20 protein-coding genes are annotated in these 19,294 nt (G+C 45.2%); 9 read left to right on the top strand and 11 right to left on the bottom strand.

The genetic code is table 11. The features are described 5' to 3' along the window. Nucleotides 1-9: 9 nt before the first annotated feature. Nucleotides 10-1,377, bottom strand: a complete 1,368-nt coding sequence (locus KN811_RS00845; protein WP_187964314.1) for a M20/M25/M40 family metallo-hydrolase — start codon at nucleotides 1,375-1,377, stop codon at nucleotides 10-12. Between the two features lie 143 nt (nucleotides 1,378-1,520). Continuing rightward, entirely contained in the window at nucleotides 1,521-2,399 is an 879-nt protein-coding gene (locus KN811_RS00840) for a PPK2 family polyphosphate kinase (RefSeq protein WP_187964313.1), read from the bottom strand. 236 nt (nucleotides 2,400-2,635) lie between these two features. Between KN811_RS00840 and KN811_RS00835 the strand changes: the two genes are divergently transcribed. From KN811_RS00835 to KN811_RS00820, 4 genes are all read left to right on the top strand, one after another. Then, the gene (locus KN811_RS00835; protein WP_187964312.1) at nucleotides 2,636-3,073 is read left to right on the top strand and encodes a DoxX family protein; all 438 of its coding nucleotides are present in this window, start codon (nucleotides 2,636-2,638) and stop codon (nucleotides 3,071-3,073) included. Nucleotides 3,074-3,092: 19 nt separating this feature from the next. Further along, nucleotides 3,093-3,563, top strand: coding sequence for a DinB family protein (locus KN811_RS00830; protein WP_187964311.1), 471 nt, complete (start codon nucleotides 3,093-3,095; stop codon nucleotides 3,561-3,563). Between the two features lie 214 nt (nucleotides 3,564-3,777). Beyond that, nucleotides 3,778-4,596, top strand: coding sequence for a type I methionyl aminopeptidase (gene map / locus KN811_RS00825; protein WP_187964310.1), 819 nt, complete (start codon nucleotides 3,778-3,780; stop codon nucleotides 4,594-4,596). A gap of 51 nt (nucleotides 4,597-4,647) precedes the next feature. Beyond that, nucleotides 4,648-5,412, top strand: coding sequence for a class I SAM-dependent methyltransferase (locus tag KN811_RS00820; RefSeq protein ID WP_187964309.1), 765 nt, complete (start codon nucleotides 4,648-4,650; stop codon nucleotides 5,410-5,412). A 139-nt stretch (nucleotides 5,413-5,551) separates the two neighbouring features. On the opposite strand, the gene KN811_RS00815 is transcribed toward KN811_RS00820, so the two are convergent. Further along, entirely contained in the window at nucleotides 5,552-6,586 is a 1,035-nt protein-coding gene (locus KN811_RS00815; protein ID WP_247716378.1) for an FAD:protein FMN transferase, read from the bottom strand. Next, entirely contained in the window at nucleotides 6,561-6,920 is a 360-nt protein-coding gene (locus KN811_RS00810; RefSeq protein ID WP_187964308.1) for a Na(+)-translocating NADH-quinone reductase subunit F, read from the bottom strand. Before KN811_RS00810 ends, KN811_RS00815 begins: the two co-directional genes overlap by 26 nt. 393 nt (nucleotides 6,921-7,313) lie before the next feature. Here KN811_RS00810 and KN811_RS00805 point away from each other — a divergent pair, with 393 nt between their 5' ends. The 4 genes from KN811_RS00805 to KN811_RS00790 all read left to right on the top strand — a co-directional run bounded on the left by KN811_RS00805 (nucleotide 7,314) and on the right by KN811_RS00790 (nucleotide 9,402). Beyond that, nucleotides 7,314-7,706 (top strand): VOC family protein, encoded by a 393-nt coding sequence (locus KN811_RS00805; protein ID WP_187964307.1) that lies wholly within the window; start codon nucleotides 7,314-7,316, stop codon nucleotides 7,704-7,706. 107 nt (nucleotides 7,707-7,813) lie between these two features. Continuing rightward, nucleotides 7,814-8,263 carry a hypothetical protein gene (locus tag KN811_RS00800; RefSeq protein ID WP_187964306.1) on the top strand — a complete coding sequence of 150 codons (450 nt, stop codon included), beginning with the start codon at nucleotides 7,814-7,816 and terminating at the stop codon, nucleotides 8,261-8,263. Nucleotides 8,264-8,347: 84 nt separating this feature from the next. Continuing rightward, complete coding sequence (locus KN811_RS00795; RefSeq protein WP_187964305.1) at nucleotides 8,348-8,905, top strand: YeeE/YedE family protein; 558 nt, start codon at nucleotides 8,348-8,350, stop codon at nucleotides 8,903-8,905. A gap of 83 nt (nucleotides 8,906-8,988) precedes the next feature. After that, nucleotides 8,989-9,402, top strand: coding sequence for a DUF6691 family protein (locus KN811_RS00790; protein ID WP_187964304.1), 414 nt, complete (start codon nucleotides 8,989-8,991; stop codon nucleotides 9,400-9,402). Between the two features lie 249 nt (nucleotides 9,403-9,651). Here KN811_RS00790 and KN811_RS00785 read toward each other — a convergent pair whose 3' ends face one another. From KN811_RS00785 to KN811_RS00755, 7 genes are all read right to left on the bottom strand, one after another. Continuing rightward, nucleotides 9,652-11,688, bottom strand: coding sequence for a dipeptidyl peptidase 3 (locus KN811_RS00785; RefSeq protein ID WP_216334693.1), 2,037 nt, complete (start codon nucleotides 11,686-11,688; stop codon nucleotides 9,652-9,654). A 168-nt stretch (nucleotides 11,689-11,856) separates the two neighbouring features. After that, nucleotides 11,857-13,155 carry an NADH:ubiquinone reductase (Na(+)-transporting) subunit F gene (gene nqrF, locus KN811_RS00780; RefSeq protein ID WP_216334637.1) on the bottom strand — a complete coding sequence of 433 codons (1,299 nt, stop codon included), beginning with the start codon at nucleotides 13,153-13,155 and terminating at the stop codon, nucleotides 11,857-11,859. A gap of 19 nt (nucleotides 13,156-13,174) precedes the next feature. Beyond that, nucleotides 13,175-13,789, bottom strand: a complete 615-nt coding sequence (nqrE, locus tag KN811_RS00775; protein ID WP_187967692.1) for an NADH:ubiquinone reductase (Na(+)-transporting) subunit E — start codon at nucleotides 13,787-13,789, stop codon at nucleotides 13,175-13,177. A gap of 33 nt (nucleotides 13,790-13,822) precedes the next feature. Further along, the gene (locus tag KN811_RS00770; RefSeq protein ID WP_187967691.1) at nucleotides 13,823-14,536 is read right to left on the bottom strand and encodes an NADH:ubiquinone reductase (Na(+)-transporting) subunit D; all 714 of its coding nucleotides are present in this window, start codon (nucleotides 14,534-14,536) and stop codon (nucleotides 13,823-13,825) included. Between the two features lie 9 nt (nucleotides 14,537-14,545). Then, nucleotides 14,546-15,259 carry an NADH:ubiquinone reductase (Na(+)-transporting) subunit C gene (nqrC, locus tag KN811_RS00765; RefSeq protein WP_187967690.1) on the bottom strand — a complete coding sequence of 238 codons (714 nt, stop codon included), beginning with the start codon at nucleotides 15,257-15,259 and terminating at the stop codon, nucleotides 14,546-14,548. A 2-nt stretch (nucleotides 15,260-15,261) separates the two neighbouring features. Continuing rightward, the gene (locus KN811_RS00760; protein WP_187967689.1) at nucleotides 15,262-16,422 is read right to left on the bottom strand and encodes an NADH:ubiquinone reductase (Na(+)-transporting) subunit B; all 1,161 of its coding nucleotides are present in this window, start codon (nucleotides 16,420-16,422) and stop codon (nucleotides 15,262-15,264) included. A gap of 10 nt (nucleotides 16,423-16,432) precedes the next feature. Continuing rightward, nucleotides 16,433-17,776: a Na(+)-translocating NADH-quinone reductase subunit A gene (locus KN811_RS00755; RefSeq protein WP_187967688.1), complete on the bottom strand. Its 1,344-nt coding sequence runs from the start codon at nucleotides 17,774-17,776 to the stop codon at nucleotides 16,433-16,435. Between the two features lie 237 nt (nucleotides 17,777-18,013). Here KN811_RS00755 and KN811_RS00750 point away from each other — a divergent pair, with 237 nt between their 5' ends. Next, on the top strand, nucleotides 18,014-19,285 hold the full coding sequence (locus KN811_RS00750) for a type IX secretion system plug protein (protein ID WP_187967687.1): 1,272 nt from the start codon (nucleotides 18,014-18,016) through the stop codon (nucleotides 19,283-19,285). The last annotated feature ends 9 nt before the right edge of the window (nucleotides 19,286-19,294 follow it).

Below are 19,294 nucleotides of genomic sequence, written 5' to 3'. Positions count from 1 at the left end.
GTCCTTTTTTTAACGATATTTATCCATCAGGTAAACCAGGGTAGCCATAGTGGCAGCACCAAGTTGCAGTTCGCGTTTGTTGACATGTTCAAAAGTGTCATTTGCGGCGTGATGGTGGTCAAAATAACGTTGGGAATCGGGCAAAAGGCCTGCCAGGACGATATCATTTCCTGCCAGTGGCCGGATATCCGCGCCGCTGTATCCCTTCTGAAAAAGGTGGATCAGATAGGGTTCGAAGAGGGGTTTCCAACTTTCTATAAGTGCAAAATCCTGGTCATTGCATTCAAAGGTAAACCCGCGCGGGGTAAATCCGCCGGCATCGCTTTCCAGGGCAAATATGTGTTTTTCGTTCTTTTTCTTTGCTTCTTCAGCATATTTATTCCCTCCGCGGAGGCCGTTCTCTTCGTTCATAAAAAGGACCACCCGGATGGTACGCCTGGGCTTATAGCCTGTTTTCTTTAAAAGTCGCAGCACTTCCATACTTTGCACACAGCCGGCACCGTCGTCGTGTGCTCCGTCACCCAGATCCCATGAGTCCAGATGGCCTCCGACGATCATAACTTCATCCGGGTGCTCACTGCCTTTGATCTCTCCTATGACATTGTAGGACCGGACATCTTTGAACTGCCTGCAGGTCTGTTTAAAATAAAACCGGATGTCCGGGTTCAGAGCAAGCATACCGCTCAACAGTTCTGCACCATTGGTACTGATCGCAGCGGCAGGAATACGTTGCGATTCGGGAAGATCTCCATAGCTCATGGACCCGGCATGCGGATTGTCGTCCAGGCGCAGGTTCATGGATCGAACGATAGTACCTACCGCACCAAACTTTGCTGCTTCCATGGCCCCGGCATAACGCTGGTCTACACAACCGCCATAAGCCTCAAAGGTCTGAATGAGATTGGCCTGCATGGGCCTGTTGTAAAACACGATCTTTCCTTCGATCTTTTCCCTTCCGAGTTTTTTCAGTTCTTCTATCCCTTTTACTTCAACCACTTGTGCCTTTAGGCCTCCCGCAGGAGTAGGAGTTGACCCTCCCAGGGCACATATGGGTACATTGGTGGTCTTTCCGGGAGTTGTTTCTATATACGCTACCTCTGATATACCCCTTACCCATTTGGGCACCATAACGGGTTGCAGCCACACCTTGTCCAATCCGAGGGAGTCGAGCCGTTCTTTGGTGTATTGTACTGCTCTTTCGGCATTGAGGGAGCCCGATAGCCTGCCACCTATCTGGTTGGAGAGGTATGCCAGCCAGTCGTAGCCTTTGGCATCGAGCAAAGCGGTATCGTAAATAGCCTTTATCTGTTTTTCGTCATCTGTCTGGGCAACGGAGATCGCGGAGATCAAAAAAACGAAAAGAAGTAATTTTCTCATTGTTTATCGGGGTTTTTTAGATTTCTGGTTTCCGGTTCCCGAGCCCTTCGACACTTCTACACTTCGACAAGCTCAGTGCAGGCTAGCTCAGGACATGCTAAAACCGAGGAAAGGCCAAAATTAAGGACTATTGTCCACAAAATCTATTCTCCTTCCAACTGTTTTTTATAATCTTCCAGATGTGCCCTGGTCTCGTGGTTCAGTTCGGGCTCCCTGACATCTTTATATTCCTTGAGTTCGTCGTAGAGAATATCGGCCAGGATCAACCGTGATGCTTTTTTGTTGTCTGCCGGGATCACATACCAGGGGGCATGTGCGGTGGATGTGTGGTTTATGGCTTCTTCATAGCATTTTTGATAATTGTCCCACAGTTTCCGTTCTTTCAGGTCGCCGGGAGAAAACTTCCAGTTCTTGTTTTCTTTATTGAGCCGGCGAAGCAGCCGATGCCGCTGTTCTTCTTTAGACAGGTGCAGGAAGAATTTGAATATGATCGTCCCGTTCTCCACAGCGTGTTTTTCAAAATTGTTGATCTGTTCAAACCTTTTGCTCCAGAATCCGGGGCCTATGTTGTCTGTACTTTCTATACCGGGAATATTCTCATTCAGGATATATTCGGGATGCACCCGGGTAACCAGCACATTTTCGTAATGGGTACGGTTAAAAACGCTGAACTTTCCCCGTTCGGGCAGGGCCATATAATGCCTCCAGAGATAATCGTGCCTGAGTTCGCGTACAGACGGTGTCTTAAAACTGTGCACCACTACCCCACGGGCATTGAGATCTTTAAAGACTTCACGGATAAGGCTGTCTTTTCCGGCAGTGTCCATACCCTGTATACAAATCAGCACTCCGTATTTTCCATGGGCATACATCCTGTTCTGGAATTTGGCGAGTTTATTCCGCTCTTTGGCCAGGGCTTTTTCCAATTCTTCTTCCGTGGCACCAAGGGTGTTTAATGTGGGGATCTCCTTTAAGCTAATCTCTTTTCCGACCCTGTAATCTGAAGTCTTTATTTTTTCCATATCGTACGGTTTGCAGCTAAAGATAAAAAAGAAAATCCTATTCGGGCATGAATGCTCTGTCAAAACGAGCGAGGATTGGATTGTGTTTTGGTTTTGGAGTTTTGGAGTTGGGGAGTGAAACAATTCCAGAAAATCCCAAACTATGGGGCTCATTAACTCACTGTCTTTCCTTTAATTGCATGTTAATTTATATCTTTATACACATAGTTTCTTCTAACACTTAAAAAATTTCGGGCATGAACCAGGAAACACGAAAAGATATCGCCTTACTGGTCATACGGCTGGCCTTCGGGATACGGCTCATATATGGCTCCATAGACAATATCACGGACTGGGACAGAATGCTCGAATTTCAGGGATTTCTGGCTGCCAAAGGCTTTCCCCTTCCACTGCTCTGTGCCGTTGTATCGGTATATGCCCAGTTTTTTACCGGCCTTAGCTGGATTGCTGGGTATAAGGTAAGAATCTTCAGCCTGTTGATGATCCTGAATTTTATCGTAGCCATCGTCGGCGCACACCTGTTAGCAGGCGACTCTTATTTAAACACAGCCCCGGCCATTCACCTGCTGGCCGTATCTTTCCTGATCTATTTTATGCATGCCGGAAGGTATTCCGTAGATTCGTATCTCGAAAGTAAGAGAAAAAAGGCTGATCCTTCACAAGGAAATATGTAATGACCCGGATATTATAACAATGAAAAATACACTGACCACGCAATACGACCTGATCAAACAGTCCCGGGAAGTCCTGTTTCAATACTGCGACACCATTTCCAGGGAAGATTTTACCAGGGAAAACAGCTCTTTTGGCAGGGGAAGCATACGCAATCTGCTGGTACATACTGGAAATACTTACGAATTGTGGATAGGCCAACGCGCATTACACAAAAGTACGGAGTTCACCCGCTTCTCTTCGATAACCACAACGAGTGAACTACGCATTTTCTACGGGGACATCGATACCCTGATGAAAGAATTTTTCAGCCGCTATGCTTCAGGTTTTACGGCTAAAATCCCACTACGGGTAAACAACCGGGAAAGAAATATTTCGCCCCTGCAACTTTTCACCCATGTCATTACTCACGAATTTCACCACAAGGGACAGATTCTTTCCCTCAGCCGGCACCTGGGGTATATACCGGTGGATACTGATGTTATCCGTTAGGAATATCGGAAACTGGTCATTCACATTTGATTGTTGGAAGTTGCCGGTTGCCTGTTGCCGGTTACAGGTTGCAGGTTTGAGGTATACACGGCAATTTAACGTGTAACTTGCAACCTGCAACTTGTAACTTTCAATGTTTGCAGATTAATTCCTATTTTTGCGCGGATAATTATTTCCGCCATAAACACTGCGGAACACCATAAACAACAAGGAAATGATACATGTAAAATCGCCGGAACAGATAGAGTTAATGCGGGAAAGTGCCCTCATCGTATCCAAAACACTGGGGATGCTGGCCAAAGAAGTAAAACCCGGCGTTACCACCATACAACTGGATAAACTCGCCGAACAATTTATCAGGGACCACGGGGCCAAACCGGGTTTTTTAGGTTTGTACGACTGCCCGTCTACCCTGCTTACCAGTATCAATATGGCGGTAGTTCACGGCCTTCCTACCGATGAACCCCTGAAGGAAGGTGATATCGTATCCATAGATTGTGGTGCTTTAATGAATGGGTTTTACGGAGATCACGCCTACACATTTGAGATCGGAGAGATAGCCCCGGAAACCAAAAAATTACTGGAAGTAACTAAAGAATCACTCTATATAGGCATTAAAGAGTTTAAAGCGGGCAACCGCGTAGGCGACGTTGGCCATGCCATTCAGCAATATTGTGAAAAGCACGGTTATGGCGTAGTCCGGGAGCTGGTAGGCCACGGTGTAGGAGAAAAAATGCATGAAGACCCTGAAATGCCCAACTATGGAAAAAGAGGCCGCGGTAAAAAATTCATAGAAGGAATGGTTGTTGCCATAGAGCCTATGATAAACATGGGGACCCAAAGGATCAAACAGTTAAAAGACGGATGGACCATTGTCACTGCCGACGGCAAACCGAGCGCACATTTTGAGCACGATGTAGCCCTGGTGGACGGCAAGCCCGAACTGCTCTCCACTTTTGCCTATATCTACGAAGCCCTGGGCATTGAGAGCAATGAAGAGGACGAATTCAGAAAAAAAGCACTGGTATTATAAAATGCCTGTTCCCTATCATTCCGAACCTGTAAATCCGGAAGGCCCTGCCTTATGAAAAGGTTGTTCAAAACCATATTGAACCTCATCCCGAGGCCCTTCCTTATCCGGATAAGCTACTGGGTAAGGCCTGTACTTGCCTTTGCGCTGCGGGGAAGCACTTATACCGATCCCATCGACGGCAGGAGTTATTGTTCGTTCCTGCCTTATGGCTATGAAAAGCAACGGGAAAATGTCCTGGCACCCGGAACACTATCCCTGGAAAGGCACCGCCTTTTATGGCTCTACCTTCAGCACGAGACGGATTTCTTTACCGCCCCGAAAAAAGTATTACATTTTGCCCCGGAACAGGCTTTTTACAAACGCTTCCGGAAACAACCCAACCTGGATTATACCACTACCGACCTGGAATCGCCCCTGGCAGATGTAAAGGCAGATATCTGCAATCTGCCCTTCGAGGACAACAGCTTTGACTTTGTGCTCTGCAATCACGTCCTGGAACATATCCCTGACGATACAAGGGCCATGCAGGAATTATACCGTATACTAAAACCGGGCGGAACAGGGATCTTCCAGATCCCCCAGGACCTGGGCCGGGAAACAACTTTTGAAGACGACTCCATTACCGATCCCAAAGAAAGGGCAGCCATTTTCGGGCAGTACGACCACGTACGGGTATACGGCAGGGATTATTTTAACAAGTTAAGGGACATCGGCTTTAAGGTTGAGGAAGCAGACTATACCAAAAAACTCCCCCCCGAACAGGTAAAACGCTATGCTTTGGCCGATGGGGAGATCATTCCTGTTTGCTATAAGTAGTTTTGGAGTCTTGGAGTTGGGGAGTTCATTAGTTTTGTATCCAATATTAAAGATTCGGGTTATACATTTAATTTCAATACGATACTTTGTGACCTCTGTGCCTGCTTTGTGATCTTTGTGGTTTTCCCCGTCACGGGCCTTATTTCAATAACAATGCCTTAAATCCTTCGGTCATATACTTCTGCATTTCGTTGTTTTCGTCCATATAGAGGATAAAGGCATGCAATTCCGGCTTTGTTTTTAAAAACTCTTTCGACCTTTCCAGGTCCATGACCATAAAGGTGGTGGCATAGGCATCGGCTTCCATACAGGTTTCGGCCAGGACGGTCGTGCTCACCACACTTCCCTTTTTGGTAAATCCTGTTTTGGGGTCTACAGTATGGACATATTTTTCCCCGGTAATGGAATCGGTAATGGTTTTACGGTAATTCCCGGAAGTGGCCATTCCTAAATTGTTTATATTTATTTTGGCGATAAAAGTACGTCCTTCCGTTCCTTGCAGCGGGTCGTCAATACCGACCACCCAGTTCTTGTCTTTTTCCGTGTTTCTTCCGTGAGCTGCGAGCTCTCCTCCAACTTCCACGATAAAATCGTCAATTCCCCGGTCCAGGAAAAAATTGACAATAACGTCTACGGTGTACCCCTGGGCGATGGAATTAAAATCAAAGTAGATATTTTTATCTTTTTTCCAAATGGTATTTTGCGGTGTCAGCGCCACCTTTTCAAATCCGCAGTATTGCAGAAGGCTGTCTACCCTGGTACTGTCCAGAGGGATACGGTGATGGTCCGGGCCAAAGCCCCAGGCCCTGACCAGTGTTCCTATGGTAGGGTCAAAACTTCCACCGGACTCTTTCCAGATCTTCTGCGAACCGAGAAAGACATTCCGGAAGTTCTCATCGACCACTACGGTACTGTCTCCGGCATTGATCCTGGAAATATCAGAATCCGGCCTGTATGTAGACATAGACATATCAATAGCCAGCAATATGGAATCTATTGCGGGTTTCAGGTCTTCCTGCTCATCAGAAATATACTTAATGCTATACGTACTTCCCTGGGCCTCTCCGCTAATGGTCATGGTCCGGGATTTTTCCTGGGATTTACATCCTGTAAATCCCATACCCAGCAAGGTAAAAACCACTAAAATGCTAAACGATTTCCTGAATCCCATCATAATTTACTATATAATTACGGCCTTTTAATACCGGTTTTTCATAATCTTCCGCATCGGCAATCCCCACCCCTGCATAATAGGTTCTCGCCTTGAATTTCAGGGCGTGTTCCTTTACGGTTTCCATGAATGTCGCATCGTATTTTTTCGGATTGTCCGGATACTTCACGGCTTTGACCACCACAAAATGTAATTTCTTGTTTTTGAGACAGACGAACTGGGGGTCTTTTTTGAGCTGGCTGTTTACGGCGAGAAACTCAAAACCCCGGTTTTCCAGGTCCTTCCCGACAATATTCATAGCGAGGTTATGTAATTCCTGTTCACTCAGAATTTCCATGGGGCAAAGATACATAAATGGTATTACGGGTTACGAATTTTTGAGTTGAGATTTTCAGTTCTTTCAGGCGGTTTTTTCTGTGCTGGCAAAGGGATGGTTAAAAGATTGATAGCAGATTGATCGGGCTACGCCCTGAGATTGAATGAGATTGAAATGTTTGTGGTCCGTTTTTCATCACTCTTCTATCAATCTTCTTCAATCTTACAGGTTCTGACAAACACACGCTATAAATGCTCCAAAAACAAAATCAAAACAGTTTTTAAAACAAAAAAAACAATCCCCTGTTCCATATATTTATTGGACCATACTTCTATAAAAGTTTAATAATCAACAACATATTTTCATTCAAAAAGCTATATTTGTATCACACAAACACCTTAAAATATTCCAGCCATGAAAAAAGTAGTCCATTTCGAAATTCCCGCAGACGATCTTGAGCGGGCCAAAAAATTTTACAGCATTTTCGATTGGCAAATGCAAGACTGGCCTATGCCCGATGGTTCTGTTTATGTAGGGGCCAGGACGGTCGACACTGACGAAACCACCTATCAGCCTAAAGAGCCCGGAGCCATTAACGGCGGCATCTTTCTGCGTGAAGCCCAGGTAACGACTCCTTCTATAACCATTAATGTGCCTTCCGTGGATGAATACCTCGAAAAGGTTAAGAATGCCGGAGGGACGATCGTCAAACCCAAAGAAGCCATCGAGAACATGGGTTTTTTTGCCTATGTAAAGGATACTGAAGGCAACATCCTCGGGCTTTGGGAAGATATTCCCCAGGGTTAGTATTTTAATGCATCACACAAAAACAATCATTTTCGTTTTTTAAGCTAAAACAGAAGGGGCTTTCATTGAACTTATTCAACTGCCTTATTGCAAATCATTTTATTTGTATGAGAAAAATATTCTGGATATTTCCTCTTGTGTTACTTTCCTGCAAGACAAAACAAACCGTCGGCAAACCACCTGTTGAAATTGTGAAGAACATTCCCGCATGTGCCCTGACTGCACTCGAAAAGACCATGGATTACAACAACGAGCTGAAAAAGTTCACTGTTTTTCACAAAGACACCGTGATAGAAATAGAGAAAAAACTAATCGGAACCACGCTTTTCACAAGTATACTGGACCTGAAGGCTTCTAGTCAGTACCTGTGGCTGATCCGTAAGGATAAGGCCGCACAGGAAACAGACTCTATACTGATACATTGCATAGGACAGGACCCTACGCTGTCCGTAGAATCCGAATTCCGGACAGACTCCTGCGAAATTCTGAAGACCGAAGCAATATTCCATGAAAACGGCGACCCTAAAGAAATGACCACGAGGTCCGTTAAGCTATAAGCCATATTGAAAAACCCTTTTGTGTAACCGGAGTTACACAGTTCCTGACGAATGTCCGTATTTTCGCAATATAATATTATAACTATGGATCTTATCTACAAACCTTTTCCGTGGTACCTCTCCGGTTTCCTGATCGGACTGGTGATGCTTCTGCTCATTTACATGGGGAAAAACTTCGGAATGTCTTCCAACCTTCGTACCCTGTGTTCCGTTTTCGGGGCCGGTAAATATTCTGACTTCTTTAAATTCAACTGGAAGGCCCAGCGCTGGAACCTCATGGTGGTCCTCGGGGCCATGATAGGCGGTTTTATCACCGTCCACTTCCTGTCGGATGGCAGTGGCGTGAATATTAACCCGGAAACCATTGCTCAACTCAGTGAATTGCACATCGATGCCCCGGAAGGTAAATTGCTTCCGGATGCTGTGTTCGGGATGGAAAATGCCTTTACGGTCAAAGGATTGCTCATCCTGCTGGCAGGCGGGTTCCTGGTGGGGTTCGGATCACGGTATGCGGGGGGATGCACCTCCGGGCACGCCATAAGCGGTATCAGCAATCTGCAACTTCCCTCGTTGATCGCCGTTATCGGTTTTTTCCTGGGCGGGCTGCTTATGGCACATTTTATATTGCCGTTTATTTTTTGACGTAGGGTTATTAGACTTATGATATAAGACATTGGACTTATGACCTAAAAAAACAGTCTTAAGTCCAAATAAATTATTTATACATGAAATATATCAAATTCTTGCTTGTCGGTATTTTTTTCGGGATCGTTCTCACCAAATCGGAGGCGGTGTCGTGGTACAGGATCTATGAGATGTTCCATTTTCAGTCCTTTCATATGTACGGTATTATTATGGTAGCCATATTTACCGGGCTTATCGGTATACAGCTATTTAAACGCAGGGGAATAAAAAATACGGAAGGCCAAAAAATACAGATCGCAGATAAAGACAAAGGTGTAACCCGTTACCTGGCCGGAGGTATCCTCTTCGGACTGGGGTGGGCACTGGCCGGAGCCTGTCCGGGCCCCATGTATATCCTGCTGGGGGCAGGGTTCTGGAGTATGGGTATTGTTATTTTGGGAGCGTTGTCAGGGACTTTTGTTTACGGCCTGCTTAAGAATAAACTTCCTCACTAATGTGAGTTTCTACATAAGCTAAAAACGTCATTGCTAACCCTGCCTTAAGCAGCTTGAGCCAGCCCTGAGTTTATCGAAGGGTGGCAATCTCATGAAGGCAAGCGGCAACTTCTAATGGCATACGTAAACCTGCCAGGAGACTGCCGACGCTTCGCTCGCAGTGACCTATTAAACATCATTACATTTTATGCACAAGCCCGCCGGTATTGACCTGACGGGCTTGATCTTTTATTAAAATGCGGTAGTACGTCAGTTTTTCACCGGTAGAAAACCGTATTTTTCTGAATAGTACAGCATTTGCTCTTCGAAACTTCCGGGCTGAGTCACTTTAATCGCGGTGATCTCGCCTGCTTCATCGGTTTCAGGTACCAGCACCGGGTTTACGAATCCGCTGTATGGGGCTGACTTAAAGGCTTTGTTCCTGTCCAGGACTTCTTTGTGTATCTCCTGGTCTACTTTTACGCCATAGTTCTCTACCAATGCTTTTGCAGCTTCGTAATCGCCTTCGGACTTCATGCGCTGGGTTTCCCGGAGCAATTCGCCAAACAGCGTTCTCAGCTTGTCGTAATCATTGATATTGTAGTAAGTCTTCCCGTCTCTGTTTATCTTTTCGATAACATTGTCCTTTTTCCCTTTTTCAAACACCCAGGCAGACACCCACTGACGGTTGCGCATATGTGCTTCTTCTACATTGCTGCCGAGTTCCAGGCGGACAAGCTGGGTTAACAACCCGTTGCGGATATATCCATCATATTCGGCCATGGCCAACTTGCGGTAATCGTCTGTCAGGCGGAGTTCCTGTAATTTCGGGTCCATGATATAGTACAGCCCTACGAGGTCGGCCCTACCCTCTTCCAGTGTGGAAGCGTAGTTTTTAAGGGTTTCCTTGGTCTCTCCCACACCGGGGTTGAGCTTTCCGGAAGCGTGTCCGATCACTTCGTGTAGTGCAGTATGTATTTTTCCACCGAGCTTCCCGTATTTTTCAGCGAGCTCCAGTTCTTCTTCGTCGTTTACAAATTCTTTCAGGCGGTCGCTGCTTCCGGCATTATTATAGGCTTCGATGATGTTGCCCAGGGACACCGATTTGGAGCCGTGCGCAGCCCTGATCCAGTTGGCATTGGGCAGGTTTACCCCGATGGGTGTGCTCGGCGAGGCATCGCCTGCTTCTCCGGCCACAACAACAGTTTTATAAGACACTCCCACCACATTTTCCTTTTTGTGCTCAGGCATTAGCGGGGAATGGTCTTCAAACCATTGTGCATTGTGGGCCAGGACCTCCATTTTCTTTGACATCTCAAAATCCTTGATCTGTACGATGGCCTCGTAAGATCCGCGGTAACCTTTGGGATCGTTATACACTTCGATAAAACTGTTTATATAATCTATATTGCCTTCTGTGGCTTCGGTCCAGGCTACGTTATAGTCGTCCCAGCTCTGCAGGTCTCCCGTTTTGTAATATTCGATAAGGAAGCCGAGGGCCCTGGCCTGTTTTTCATTTTCAGCAACTCCTTTGGCCTTTTCCAGCCAGTAGATGATCTTATCTATGGCCGCTCCGTACATTCCACCGCTCTTCCAGACTTTTTCCACCAGCTTTCCATCCTGCTTTACGAGTTTTGAATTAAGACCGAAGGAAAGTGGTTTTTTCGGGTCGGGCGACTCCATCTTTGCATAAAAGGCATCCACTTCGTCTGCAGTGATCCCTTCGCCATAGAAGTTCACAGCCGACCCTTTTATCAATCCTTTGGAAGCATCCAGGTTTACCTTTTTTGCATCTTTATCACTAAAAAGGACATCCACTATGGCACTGTCCAGTTCTGTACCGGTCTCTGTCAACAGGGAATCCAGATATTCCCTGGAAAACCCGGATTTTATCTTATCGTTGGAATAGTGGTGGTGGATGCCGTTGGAAAACCACACCCGTTTCAAATAGGTCTTAAAGGCATTCCACTCTTTTGAATCTTTATTTCCAGTATAGCTGGTATACACATTTTCCAGAGCCTTTCGTATGGCGAGGTTGTAACGGTAGTTTTGGTCCCACATAATATCCCTGCCAGACAGTCCGGCTTCCACGAGATAATACACCAGTTTTTGTTCTTTTAAGGTGAGGTTTTCCCATCCGGGGATCTGGTAACGAAGTATTTTCAGATCGGCAAATTGGTCTACAACATATTCAAACTTCTTTTCAGCAACCGGTTCTTTTTTCTCCGCATGCTGTTTTTTTTCGTCAGCACAGGAAAAGAACATTCCTGCGGCCAGCGAAAGACTTAAAAATGTTTTGATATTCATCATTATTTGATTTTTTTGAATGCAACAAAAATAATGATTATATAACAAAGGAGGGGGTTGGTGTTATAATTATAATTTTTATGAAAAGGAGCTACATACAATCTCTCTCTTCTACAAAAAAACCGATGCGTTACTGCATCGGTTTTTGTTATAAATTGTCGGTGTTAATTATCCACCGAAGTCGTCGAATCGAACATTTTCGGGTGGTACGCCGAAGTCGTCACACATTTTCTCCACCGCTTTGTTCATCAGGGGAGGTCCACAGAAATAGAACTCTATGTCTTCCGGTGCATCGTGCTTGGTGAGATACCGGTCTATCACAGCCTGGTGTACAAACCCGAGGAAACCATCGCCTTCACTATCATCAACATCCTTCTTTTCTTTCCAGTTGTCCTCCGGAAGCGGTTCGGACAATACTACATAGAACTTAAAGTTAGGGAATTCCGCTTCCAGTTCTTTGAAGTGATCCAGGTAGAATAATTCTCTTTTGGAACGCCCTCCGTACCAGTAGCTTACTTTTCTTCCTGTCCTCAGTGTCTTGAAGAGGTGATACAGGTGCGAACGCATAGGCGCCATACCGGCCCCACCACCTACGTATAGCATTTCGGCTTCGGAAGGGTTGATGAAGAATTCACCGTAAGGTCCTGAAATAATTACTTTATCACCTTTTTTTCTTGAGAAAATGTAGGAAGATGCTATTCCGGGATTTACGTCCATCCAACCGTTTTTGGCACGGTCCCAGGGTGGGGTGGCCACACGTACATTGAGCATGATCTCACGCCCTTCAGCCGGATAAGAGGCCATTGAATAGGCCCGCTCTACGGTTTCGTCGTTTTTCATGGTCAACGGCCACAGGTTAAACTTATCCCATTCCATTTTGAACTTATCGGGTTCTCCCGGGTGTTCTTTGGGGTGGGCTTCAATATCTATATCTTTAAAATCGACCACACATTTGGGGATCTCTATCTGTATATATCCTCCGGGTTGATAATCCATATCTTCGGGGATCTCTACTACGAACTCCTTTATAAACGAGGCTACGTTGTAGTTCCTCATCACAGTGGCTTCCCATTTCTTAATTCCGAATACTTCTTCCGGAACTTCAATGGTCATATTCTGTTTTACTTTGACCTGGCAGCCGAGACGCCATCCTTCGGCAATCTCTTTCCTTGTAAAGTGCGGTTCTTCGGTAGGAAGGATATTTCCTCCTCCTTCCAATACCCGGCATTTACACTGAATACAGGTACCACCACCACCACAGGCAGATGGTAGAAATATTTTGTTGTTCCCTAGTGTAGACAAAAGGGTTCCTCCAGAAGACACCTCCACATCCTTTTCACCATTGATGTGCAGTGACACGGGTCCGGAAGGCACTAATTTAGCCTTGGCCCCTAAAAGAATGGCAACAAGCACTAAAATCAACAATAAAAATATAACTATACTGGCTAAGATTACTGAATAATCCATATCTATATATAAAAACGATTTACAATGAAACTCCCATAAAACTCATAAAGCCTATCGCCATAAGTCCGGTAATGATAAAGGTAATTCCCAGTCCGCGCAAGGGTGCGGGAACATTGGAATAGGTGATCTTTTCCCTGATAGCTGCAATGGCCAGTATGGCAAGAAACCAGCCTATACCTGATCCTATACCATAGATTGCAGATTCTCCAACCCCGCCAAAGTCCTTTTGCTGCATAAACAGCGAGCCACCGAGAATGGCACAGTTCACCGCGATCAAGGGAAGGAATATCCCCAGGGCACCGTACAGGGCCGGGGCAAATTTTTCCACTATCATTTCCACCAGCTGTACCATGGAAGCGATAACCGCAATAAACATGATAAAGCTAAGGAAACTCAAATCGATATTGGCATACTCGGCTCCGAGCCATGATAAAGCACCGGGCCTCAACAGATAATTATCGAGCAAAAAGTTAATGGGGACCGTTATAGCCAGTACGAAAATAACGGCTGCTCCCAGGCCTACGGCTGTCTTTACCGTTTTAGACACCGCCAGGTAAGAACACATGCCCAGAAAGTAGGCAAAGATCATGTTCTCTATAAAGATACTTTTTACAAAAAGATTTACGTAATCCATTTTTCTGAATTTTTATAAGGCAGGTAGGCCTTTTTATTCTTTTTCTATTAATTTTCTATTCCTGGAACGTTGTATCCATATGAGTATACCTACGGTCAGCAAGGCCATTGGCGGGAACAACATAAACCCATTATTTTCATACCCGAGTGCATACAATCCGGTAGATTCTGCCAAAGTTACTCCTTTATGTCCCAGAACTTCCAGGCCGAACAGTTTTCCCGATCCCAGTAATTCCCTGAAAAAAGCTACTACGATAAGGATAAGTCCGTAACCTGCAGCATTTCCTATACCGTCCAGAAAGGATTTCCAGGGGCCATTACCCAGGGCAAAGGCCTCAAGGCGTCCCATTACGATACAGTTGGTAATGATAAGCCCGACAAATACAGACAACTGCTTACTCACATCATAGGCAAATGCCTTGAGCACCTGGTCTACCAGGATCACAAGGGAAGCTACGACGACCAATTGAACTATAATACGGATACGGCTGGGGATCAAATTACGGATCAGCGATACGATAACGTTACTGAATGCCAATACTGCCATTACAGCCAGCGTCATCACTACCGCAGGTTTTAATTGCACGGTTATCGCAAGTGCCGAACATATTCCCAGTACCTGTACGGTAATAGGGTTATTATCGTTTAAAGGATCAGATACCAGTTGCCTGTTCTGCTTGGAGAACAGCGGTTCTTTTTCCTCGGACACAAAAAGAAATATCGGTGATTTTTCAGCTTTTTTACTCATGACGTCCTATTAATTTAGTGCTAATTGAGTTTTTTCTTTCTTAAAATACGGCAGGTAGTGCAACAAACGCTCTTTTACCATGTCCGTTACACCGTCCCCGGTAATTGTTGCCCCGGAAATGGCATCAACTTCATTATCTCCTTTAGTGCCACTACCTTTGGAAACTGTAATACCTACCAGCTCGTCCTGGCCATCAAATATCTTCTTGCCTTTAAAAGAATCCTGAAACCATGCCTGGGTAATTTCCGCCCCGAGTCCGGGAGTTTCTCCTGCATGGTCAAAACTTACTCCTTTTATGGTATTCAGATCGTCCTCAAGTGCAATATAACCCCAGATAGCGTTCCAGAGCCCTGCTCCTCTCAAAGGTACAACATAATATTTCTTCCCTTCCACTTCTGCGATGTACAAGGGGTAATGCTGTTTATCTTCAGGCAGCTTCAACTCCTTATTCAAGTCCACATCAAAGGCAACTGACTGTTCGTCCACCGAACCGTCAGATACGAGTGATAACTCTTCCTTTATATAATTTTTATATTTTTCTTCTGCAGCTTCTCTTTCTACTTCAATGCCAATAGTCCCGAGAATATTCTGCATCTTCTCTTTTTTTACATTCTCACTTTGCTTGGGTTTTAGCGATGTTGCCGCAAAAGCCAGTGAAAATGCAACGATCACCACCATGACTATCGCAAAAATAAACGTGTATAAATTACCTTCTCTGTTCATTACTAAGCGGTTTTAAGTTTAGATGCGGCCAGCCTTTTCTTTCTTCTTTTTATGTTGGCCTCTACTACGTAGTGATCTATGGTCGGTGCAAATACGTTCATCAGCAAGATACCGAGCATTACACCTTCCGGATAGGCAGGGTTGAATACCCGTATCATAATACAGAAGAACCCGACCAGTATACCGTAGATCCATTTCCCTTTGGTGGTCTGTGCGGCAGACACAGGGTCTGTGGCCATAAACACGATCCCGAAAGCAAAACCTCCAACCAGCAAATGCTGATACCAGGGGAAGCTCATCAGGTCGTTAGCACTCCAGGCGTTAAAGAGAAGCCCCATGATGGAACCTCCGATAATACCTCCGAGCATGATCCTCCAGCTTCCTACTCCGGTGAAGATAAGCATTGCCGCTCCTACCAGTATTAAAAGGGTCGAGGTTTCTCCTACTGATCCGGGAATGGCTCCGCTGAACATGTCGAACATACTGAAATGTACATCGTGTCCCGCAGCAAGGCTTCCGAGTATGGTCTCTCCGGAAACGGCATCCACGTTGGTAGCTTCGGAAACCCAAACTTTGTTACCAGACATATATGTAGGATATGCAAAAAATGCAAAAGCCCTGGCTAACAAAGCGGGATTCAAAATATTCATCCCCGTACCGCCAAAGGCTTCTTTTCCTATTAACACTGCAAAGGCTACAGACACTCCGATCATCCATAGCGGTATATCTACCGGCATGATCATGGGGACCAGCAGTCCGGTGACCAGGAACCCTTCATTGACCTCGTGCCCCCTGTATACGGCAAAAATAAATTCTATCGTAAGTCCCACAGCATAGGAAACAACGATCATGGGAAGTACTTTCCACAAACCGTGTGTAAACGCCTCCATAAAGGCTACATCACCACCGTTGAGCTGGTGTAGGTATTGGTATCCTGTGTTGTAGATACCATATATCAATGCCGGGACAAGCGCTAAAACCACAGTGATCATGGTACGCTTCAGGTCCACTGCATCACGGATGTGCGCTCCTTTTTTAGTGGTGTGGTTCGGCACATATAAAAAGGTATCGAGAGCATTGATCGCAGGCGCGAACTTCTCCCACTTCTCTCCCTTACCAAAGGGCTTTTTTAGTTGATCTATTTTATTTCTTAAAAACTTCATAGCTTATATATTAACCAACTTCTTTTATCATTAAATCCAGTCCCTGTCTGATGATATCCTGGGCCTCTATTTTGGAAGTACAGGCATAATCGATCAATGCAAAGTCTTCGGGAGCCACTTCGTAGATCCCCAGATGTTCCATTTTCTCGATATTGTTTACCATACAGGCTTTGAGCAATTGCATGGGATAAACATCCATGGGCATTACCTTTTCCATTTCGCCGGTAACCACCAGTGCCCTTTCTTCTCCGTTAAGATTGGTATTCACCTTGTATTTCTTCTTAGGGAACAGCCAGGAAAAAGAAGTGTGGTGCATGCTCGGTATATTGTTGTCCTTAAACGGCAACCAACCGAACATTCGATATTCATTTCCTTCCGGTATTACGGTAACCGTATTGTGATAGTATCCGAGAAAACTGTTTCCTGCTATTTTATCTCCTGTAAGCACGTCTCCACTGATGATCCTTACATTGCCGGAATCGTTTTTCACCAGGGCATTGATACCAGAACCTATCTTAACCCTATAGTATTGCGGTTTCTCTATCTCAGACCCGGCAACGGCCACAATACGGGTGGTGTCGAGCTGTCCTGTACGGAACAGCTTACCGATGACAGCCACATCTTCAGGGTTGATAACCCAAACCCGTTCTCCGGCATTTACAGGATCTATATGATGTATCTGAACTCCTACATTACCCGAGGGGTGCGGCCCGGAAACTTTGTGGAGCTCCACACCTTTCACCTCGTTGAGGAACGAAGACGATTTTTTGTTTACAGACAGGTGTGTTTTTCCCGCAGTGAGTTTCGCTACGGCATCGATACCTGCCTGGAAGTCCTCTTCCCTTCCCTGGAGTACAAACTCCACATCCGCTGCCAGAGGAGCACTTGCATAAGCCGAAATAAATATGGCTTTCGGAGTCTCTTCGGGATTGGCAATAACGTCATACGGCCGCTGACGAATAAAAGGCCAGCAACCGCTTTCCAACAGGTATTCTTTAATCTCTTCTGCCGAAAGCTGCCCGGGATCTTTGGCTCCAAACTCTTTATAGTCATCCTGGTTGTCGGCATCGATAACCACTTCCAGTATCCTGCGTTTGGCGCCTCTTCTTATTTCTGAGATTGTCCCACTTACCGGAGCTACGAACTTTATCTTTTCGTTATACTTAGAGAAGAAAATAACATCACCTGCTTTTATTTTTTCTCCCTCCTTCACAACCATTTTAGGAGTAATGCTGTGAAAATCTGTGGGTTTTAGTGCGAAGGTTTTAACTCTCGGGGCATCCGAAACTACTTTTTCCGCCTCCCCTTCCAAGTTGATATTCAAACCTTTTCTGATACGAATGTCATTGGACATGTTACAATAAGATTGTTTTGAAAAATCGGTTATTCAAAAATTCATGCAAATTTATAAATTTATAGGGTATTTATTCATGCTGACAAAGCACAGTTTTTGCTATTTATATCCATTCTAAACAATATTTTTAATCCGGCAATCCTATAATGTGTCAATTTGACAATGAGGTCAGATCAATCGGGATAAAAAATCTGAAATAATCAATCTGAAACGTCTTTTGTTTATCTTTACCGCATTATGCATAGAAAAAAGTATTTATTCCTCCCCTTTACCGGCCTGCTTATGTTCTTTAGTCTGTATACCAAAGCACAAGCCGAAAAAGAAATAGCTCCCCCAAAGCACATTAAATCGATCGTGTTCAAAAGTAATAGTGACAACCAGGGCGATCAATTTCCCTTAATAATGCTGGGCGATACCTTTACCCTCTCGTTCGACGACCTGAATGCCCGGGAAGATGATTACTACTACAAGATCGTGCACTGTAATTTCGACTGGACGCCTTCTGACCTGCTTAAGTCACAATATCTGGATGGTATGGACAACCAGAGGATACAGGATTACAGGAATTCGGTAACCACACTTCAACCCTATTCGCATTACGACCTTACCCTTCCCAATTCCCGTACAAGGCTAAAACTGTCCGGAAATTACATTCTGAAAATTTACGACAAGCGCGACAACCTCCTCTTTTCAAGGCGGTTTGTAGTATATAAAGACCGGGTCTCCGTGGGAGTGGTGTTGAAAAGAGCCCGGGAAATGTCGGTCATTCGGGAAAAACAGGTGGTGCAGTTCACCATAAACAGCAATAACCTCTCCCTGGTAAACCCGCAACAGGAAGTAAAAGTGGCCATCCTGCAAAATCACAACTGGAATACGGCCATCACAGGGATAAAACCTCAGTTCTATTCGGGCAACCAACTGATCTACAAGTACGACAAAGAGACCGCATTTGACGGGGGCAATGAATACCACTATTTTGACAACAAGGAGATCCGGGCTTCCTCCAGCACCATAGCCAGGGCCGAACTTCTCGACATATACAACACCTACCTGTTTACCAATACCGTACAAAAAGATGTTCCGTATACCTATTACCCGGACATCAACGGAGATTTTCAGATCAGGACCCTGGATGGCAATGCCAGGGATAACGATACGGAAGCCGACTACGCCGATGTACACTTCAGCCTTAAATACACCCAGGAAACAGGGTTGAACGATGTCTATGTCTACGGAAAGTTCAACAATTACCAGCTCACGGACGAGAACAAAATGACCCTGGATGAAAATAGCGGTACTTTACAGGCTACCATCCGGCTGAAACAAGGGTTCTACAATTACAAATACGTCATGGTAACCCCTCGCGAAACAGACTACACTACGATCAACGGCAATTATTTCGAAACGGAAAACAATTACCTCGTCCTGGTCTATTACCGCAATTTCGGGGATCTGTACGACAGCGTCATCGGCATAGGCAGTGCCTCATCCGTGGATATCTCCAACTGAACCGGTTAG

Origin of the sequence: Sinomicrobium weinanense, from assembly GCF_018863395.1 — a bacterium.
Classification (GTDB): domain Bacteria; phylum Bacteroidota; class Bacteroidia; order Flavobacteriales; family Flavobacteriaceae; genus Sinomicrobium; species Sinomicrobium weinanense.
Note: the sequence above shows the minus strand (reverse complement) of the source record. Positions and strands in the feature narration are given on the sequence as shown.

What these genes read in the sequence shown, in the direction of transcription:
- KN811_RS00845 (WP_187964314.1), bottom strand. Translation starts at nt 1,377, where the DNA reads ATGAGAAAATTACTTCTTTTCGTTTTTTTGATCTCCGCGATCTCCGTT.
- KN811_RS00840 (WP_187964313.1), bottom strand. Translation starts at nt 2,399, where the DNA reads ATGGAAAAAATAAAGACTTCAGATTACAGGGTCGGAAAAGAGATTAGC.
- KN811_RS00835 (WP_187964312.1), top strand. Translation starts at nt 2,636, where the DNA reads ATGAACCAGGAAACACGAAAAGATATCGCCTTACTGGTCATACGGCTG.
- KN811_RS00830 (WP_187964311.1), top strand. Translation starts at nt 3,093, where the DNA reads ATGAAAAATACACTGACCACGCAATACGACCTGATCAAACAGTCCCGG.
- map (WP_187964310.1), top strand. Translation starts at nt 3,778, where the DNA reads ATGATACATGTAAAATCGCCGGAACAGATAGAGTTAATGCGGGAAAGT.
- KN811_RS00820 (WP_187964309.1), top strand. Translation starts at nt 4,648, where the DNA reads ATGAAAAGGTTGTTCAAAACCATATTGAACCTCATCCCGAGGCCCTTC.
- KN811_RS00815 (WP_247716378.1), bottom strand. Translation starts at nt 6,586, where the DNA reads ATGATGGGATTCAGGAAATCGTTTAGCATTTTAGTGGTTTTTACCTTG.
- KN811_RS00810 (WP_187964308.1), bottom strand. Translation starts at nt 6,920, where the DNA reads ATGGAAATTCTGAGTGAACAGGAATTACATAACCTCGCTATGAATATT.
- KN811_RS00805 (WP_187964307.1), top strand. Translation starts at nt 7,314, where the DNA reads ATGAAAAAAGTAGTCCATTTCGAAATTCCCGCAGACGATCTTGAGCGG.
- KN811_RS00800 (WP_187964306.1), top strand. Translation starts at nt 7,814, where the DNA reads ATGAGAAAAATATTCTGGATATTTCCTCTTGTGTTACTTTCCTGCAAG.
- KN811_RS00795 (WP_187964305.1), top strand. Translation starts at nt 8,348, where the DNA reads ATGGATCTTATCTACAAACCTTTTCCGTGGTACCTCTCCGGTTTCCTG.
- KN811_RS00790 (WP_187964304.1), top strand. Translation starts at nt 8,989, where the DNA reads ATGAAATATATCAAATTCTTGCTTGTCGGTATTTTTTTCGGGATCGTT.
- KN811_RS00785 (WP_216334693.1), bottom strand. Translation starts at nt 11,688, where the DNA reads ATGAATATCAAAACATTTTTAAGTCTTTCGCTGGCCGCAGGAATGTTC.
- nqrF (WP_216334637.1), bottom strand. Translation starts at nt 13,155, where the DNA reads ATGGATTATTCAGTAATCTTAGCCAGTATAGTTATATTTTTATTGTTG.
- nqrE (WP_187967692.1), bottom strand. Translation starts at nt 13,789, where the DNA reads ATGGATTACGTAAATCTTTTTGTAAAAAGTATCTTTATAGAGAACATG.
- KN811_RS00770 (WP_187967691.1), bottom strand. Translation starts at nt 14,536, where the DNA reads ATGAGTAAAAAAGCTGAAAAATCACCGATATTTCTTTTTGTGTCCGAG.
- nqrC (WP_187967690.1), bottom strand. Translation starts at nt 15,259, where the DNA reads ATGAACAGAGAAGGTAATTTATACACGTTTATTTTTGCGATAGTCATG.
- KN811_RS00760 (WP_187967689.1), bottom strand. Translation starts at nt 16,422, where the DNA reads ATGAAGTTTTTAAGAAATAAAATAGATCAACTAAAAAAGCCCTTTGGT.
- KN811_RS00755 (WP_187967688.1), bottom strand. Translation starts at nt 17,776, where the DNA reads ATGTCCAATGACATTCGTATCAGAAAAGGTTTGAATATCAACTTGGAA.
- KN811_RS00750 (WP_187967687.1), top strand. Translation starts at nt 18,014, where the DNA reads ATGCATAGAAAAAAGTATTTATTCCTCCCCTTTACCGGCCTGCTTATG.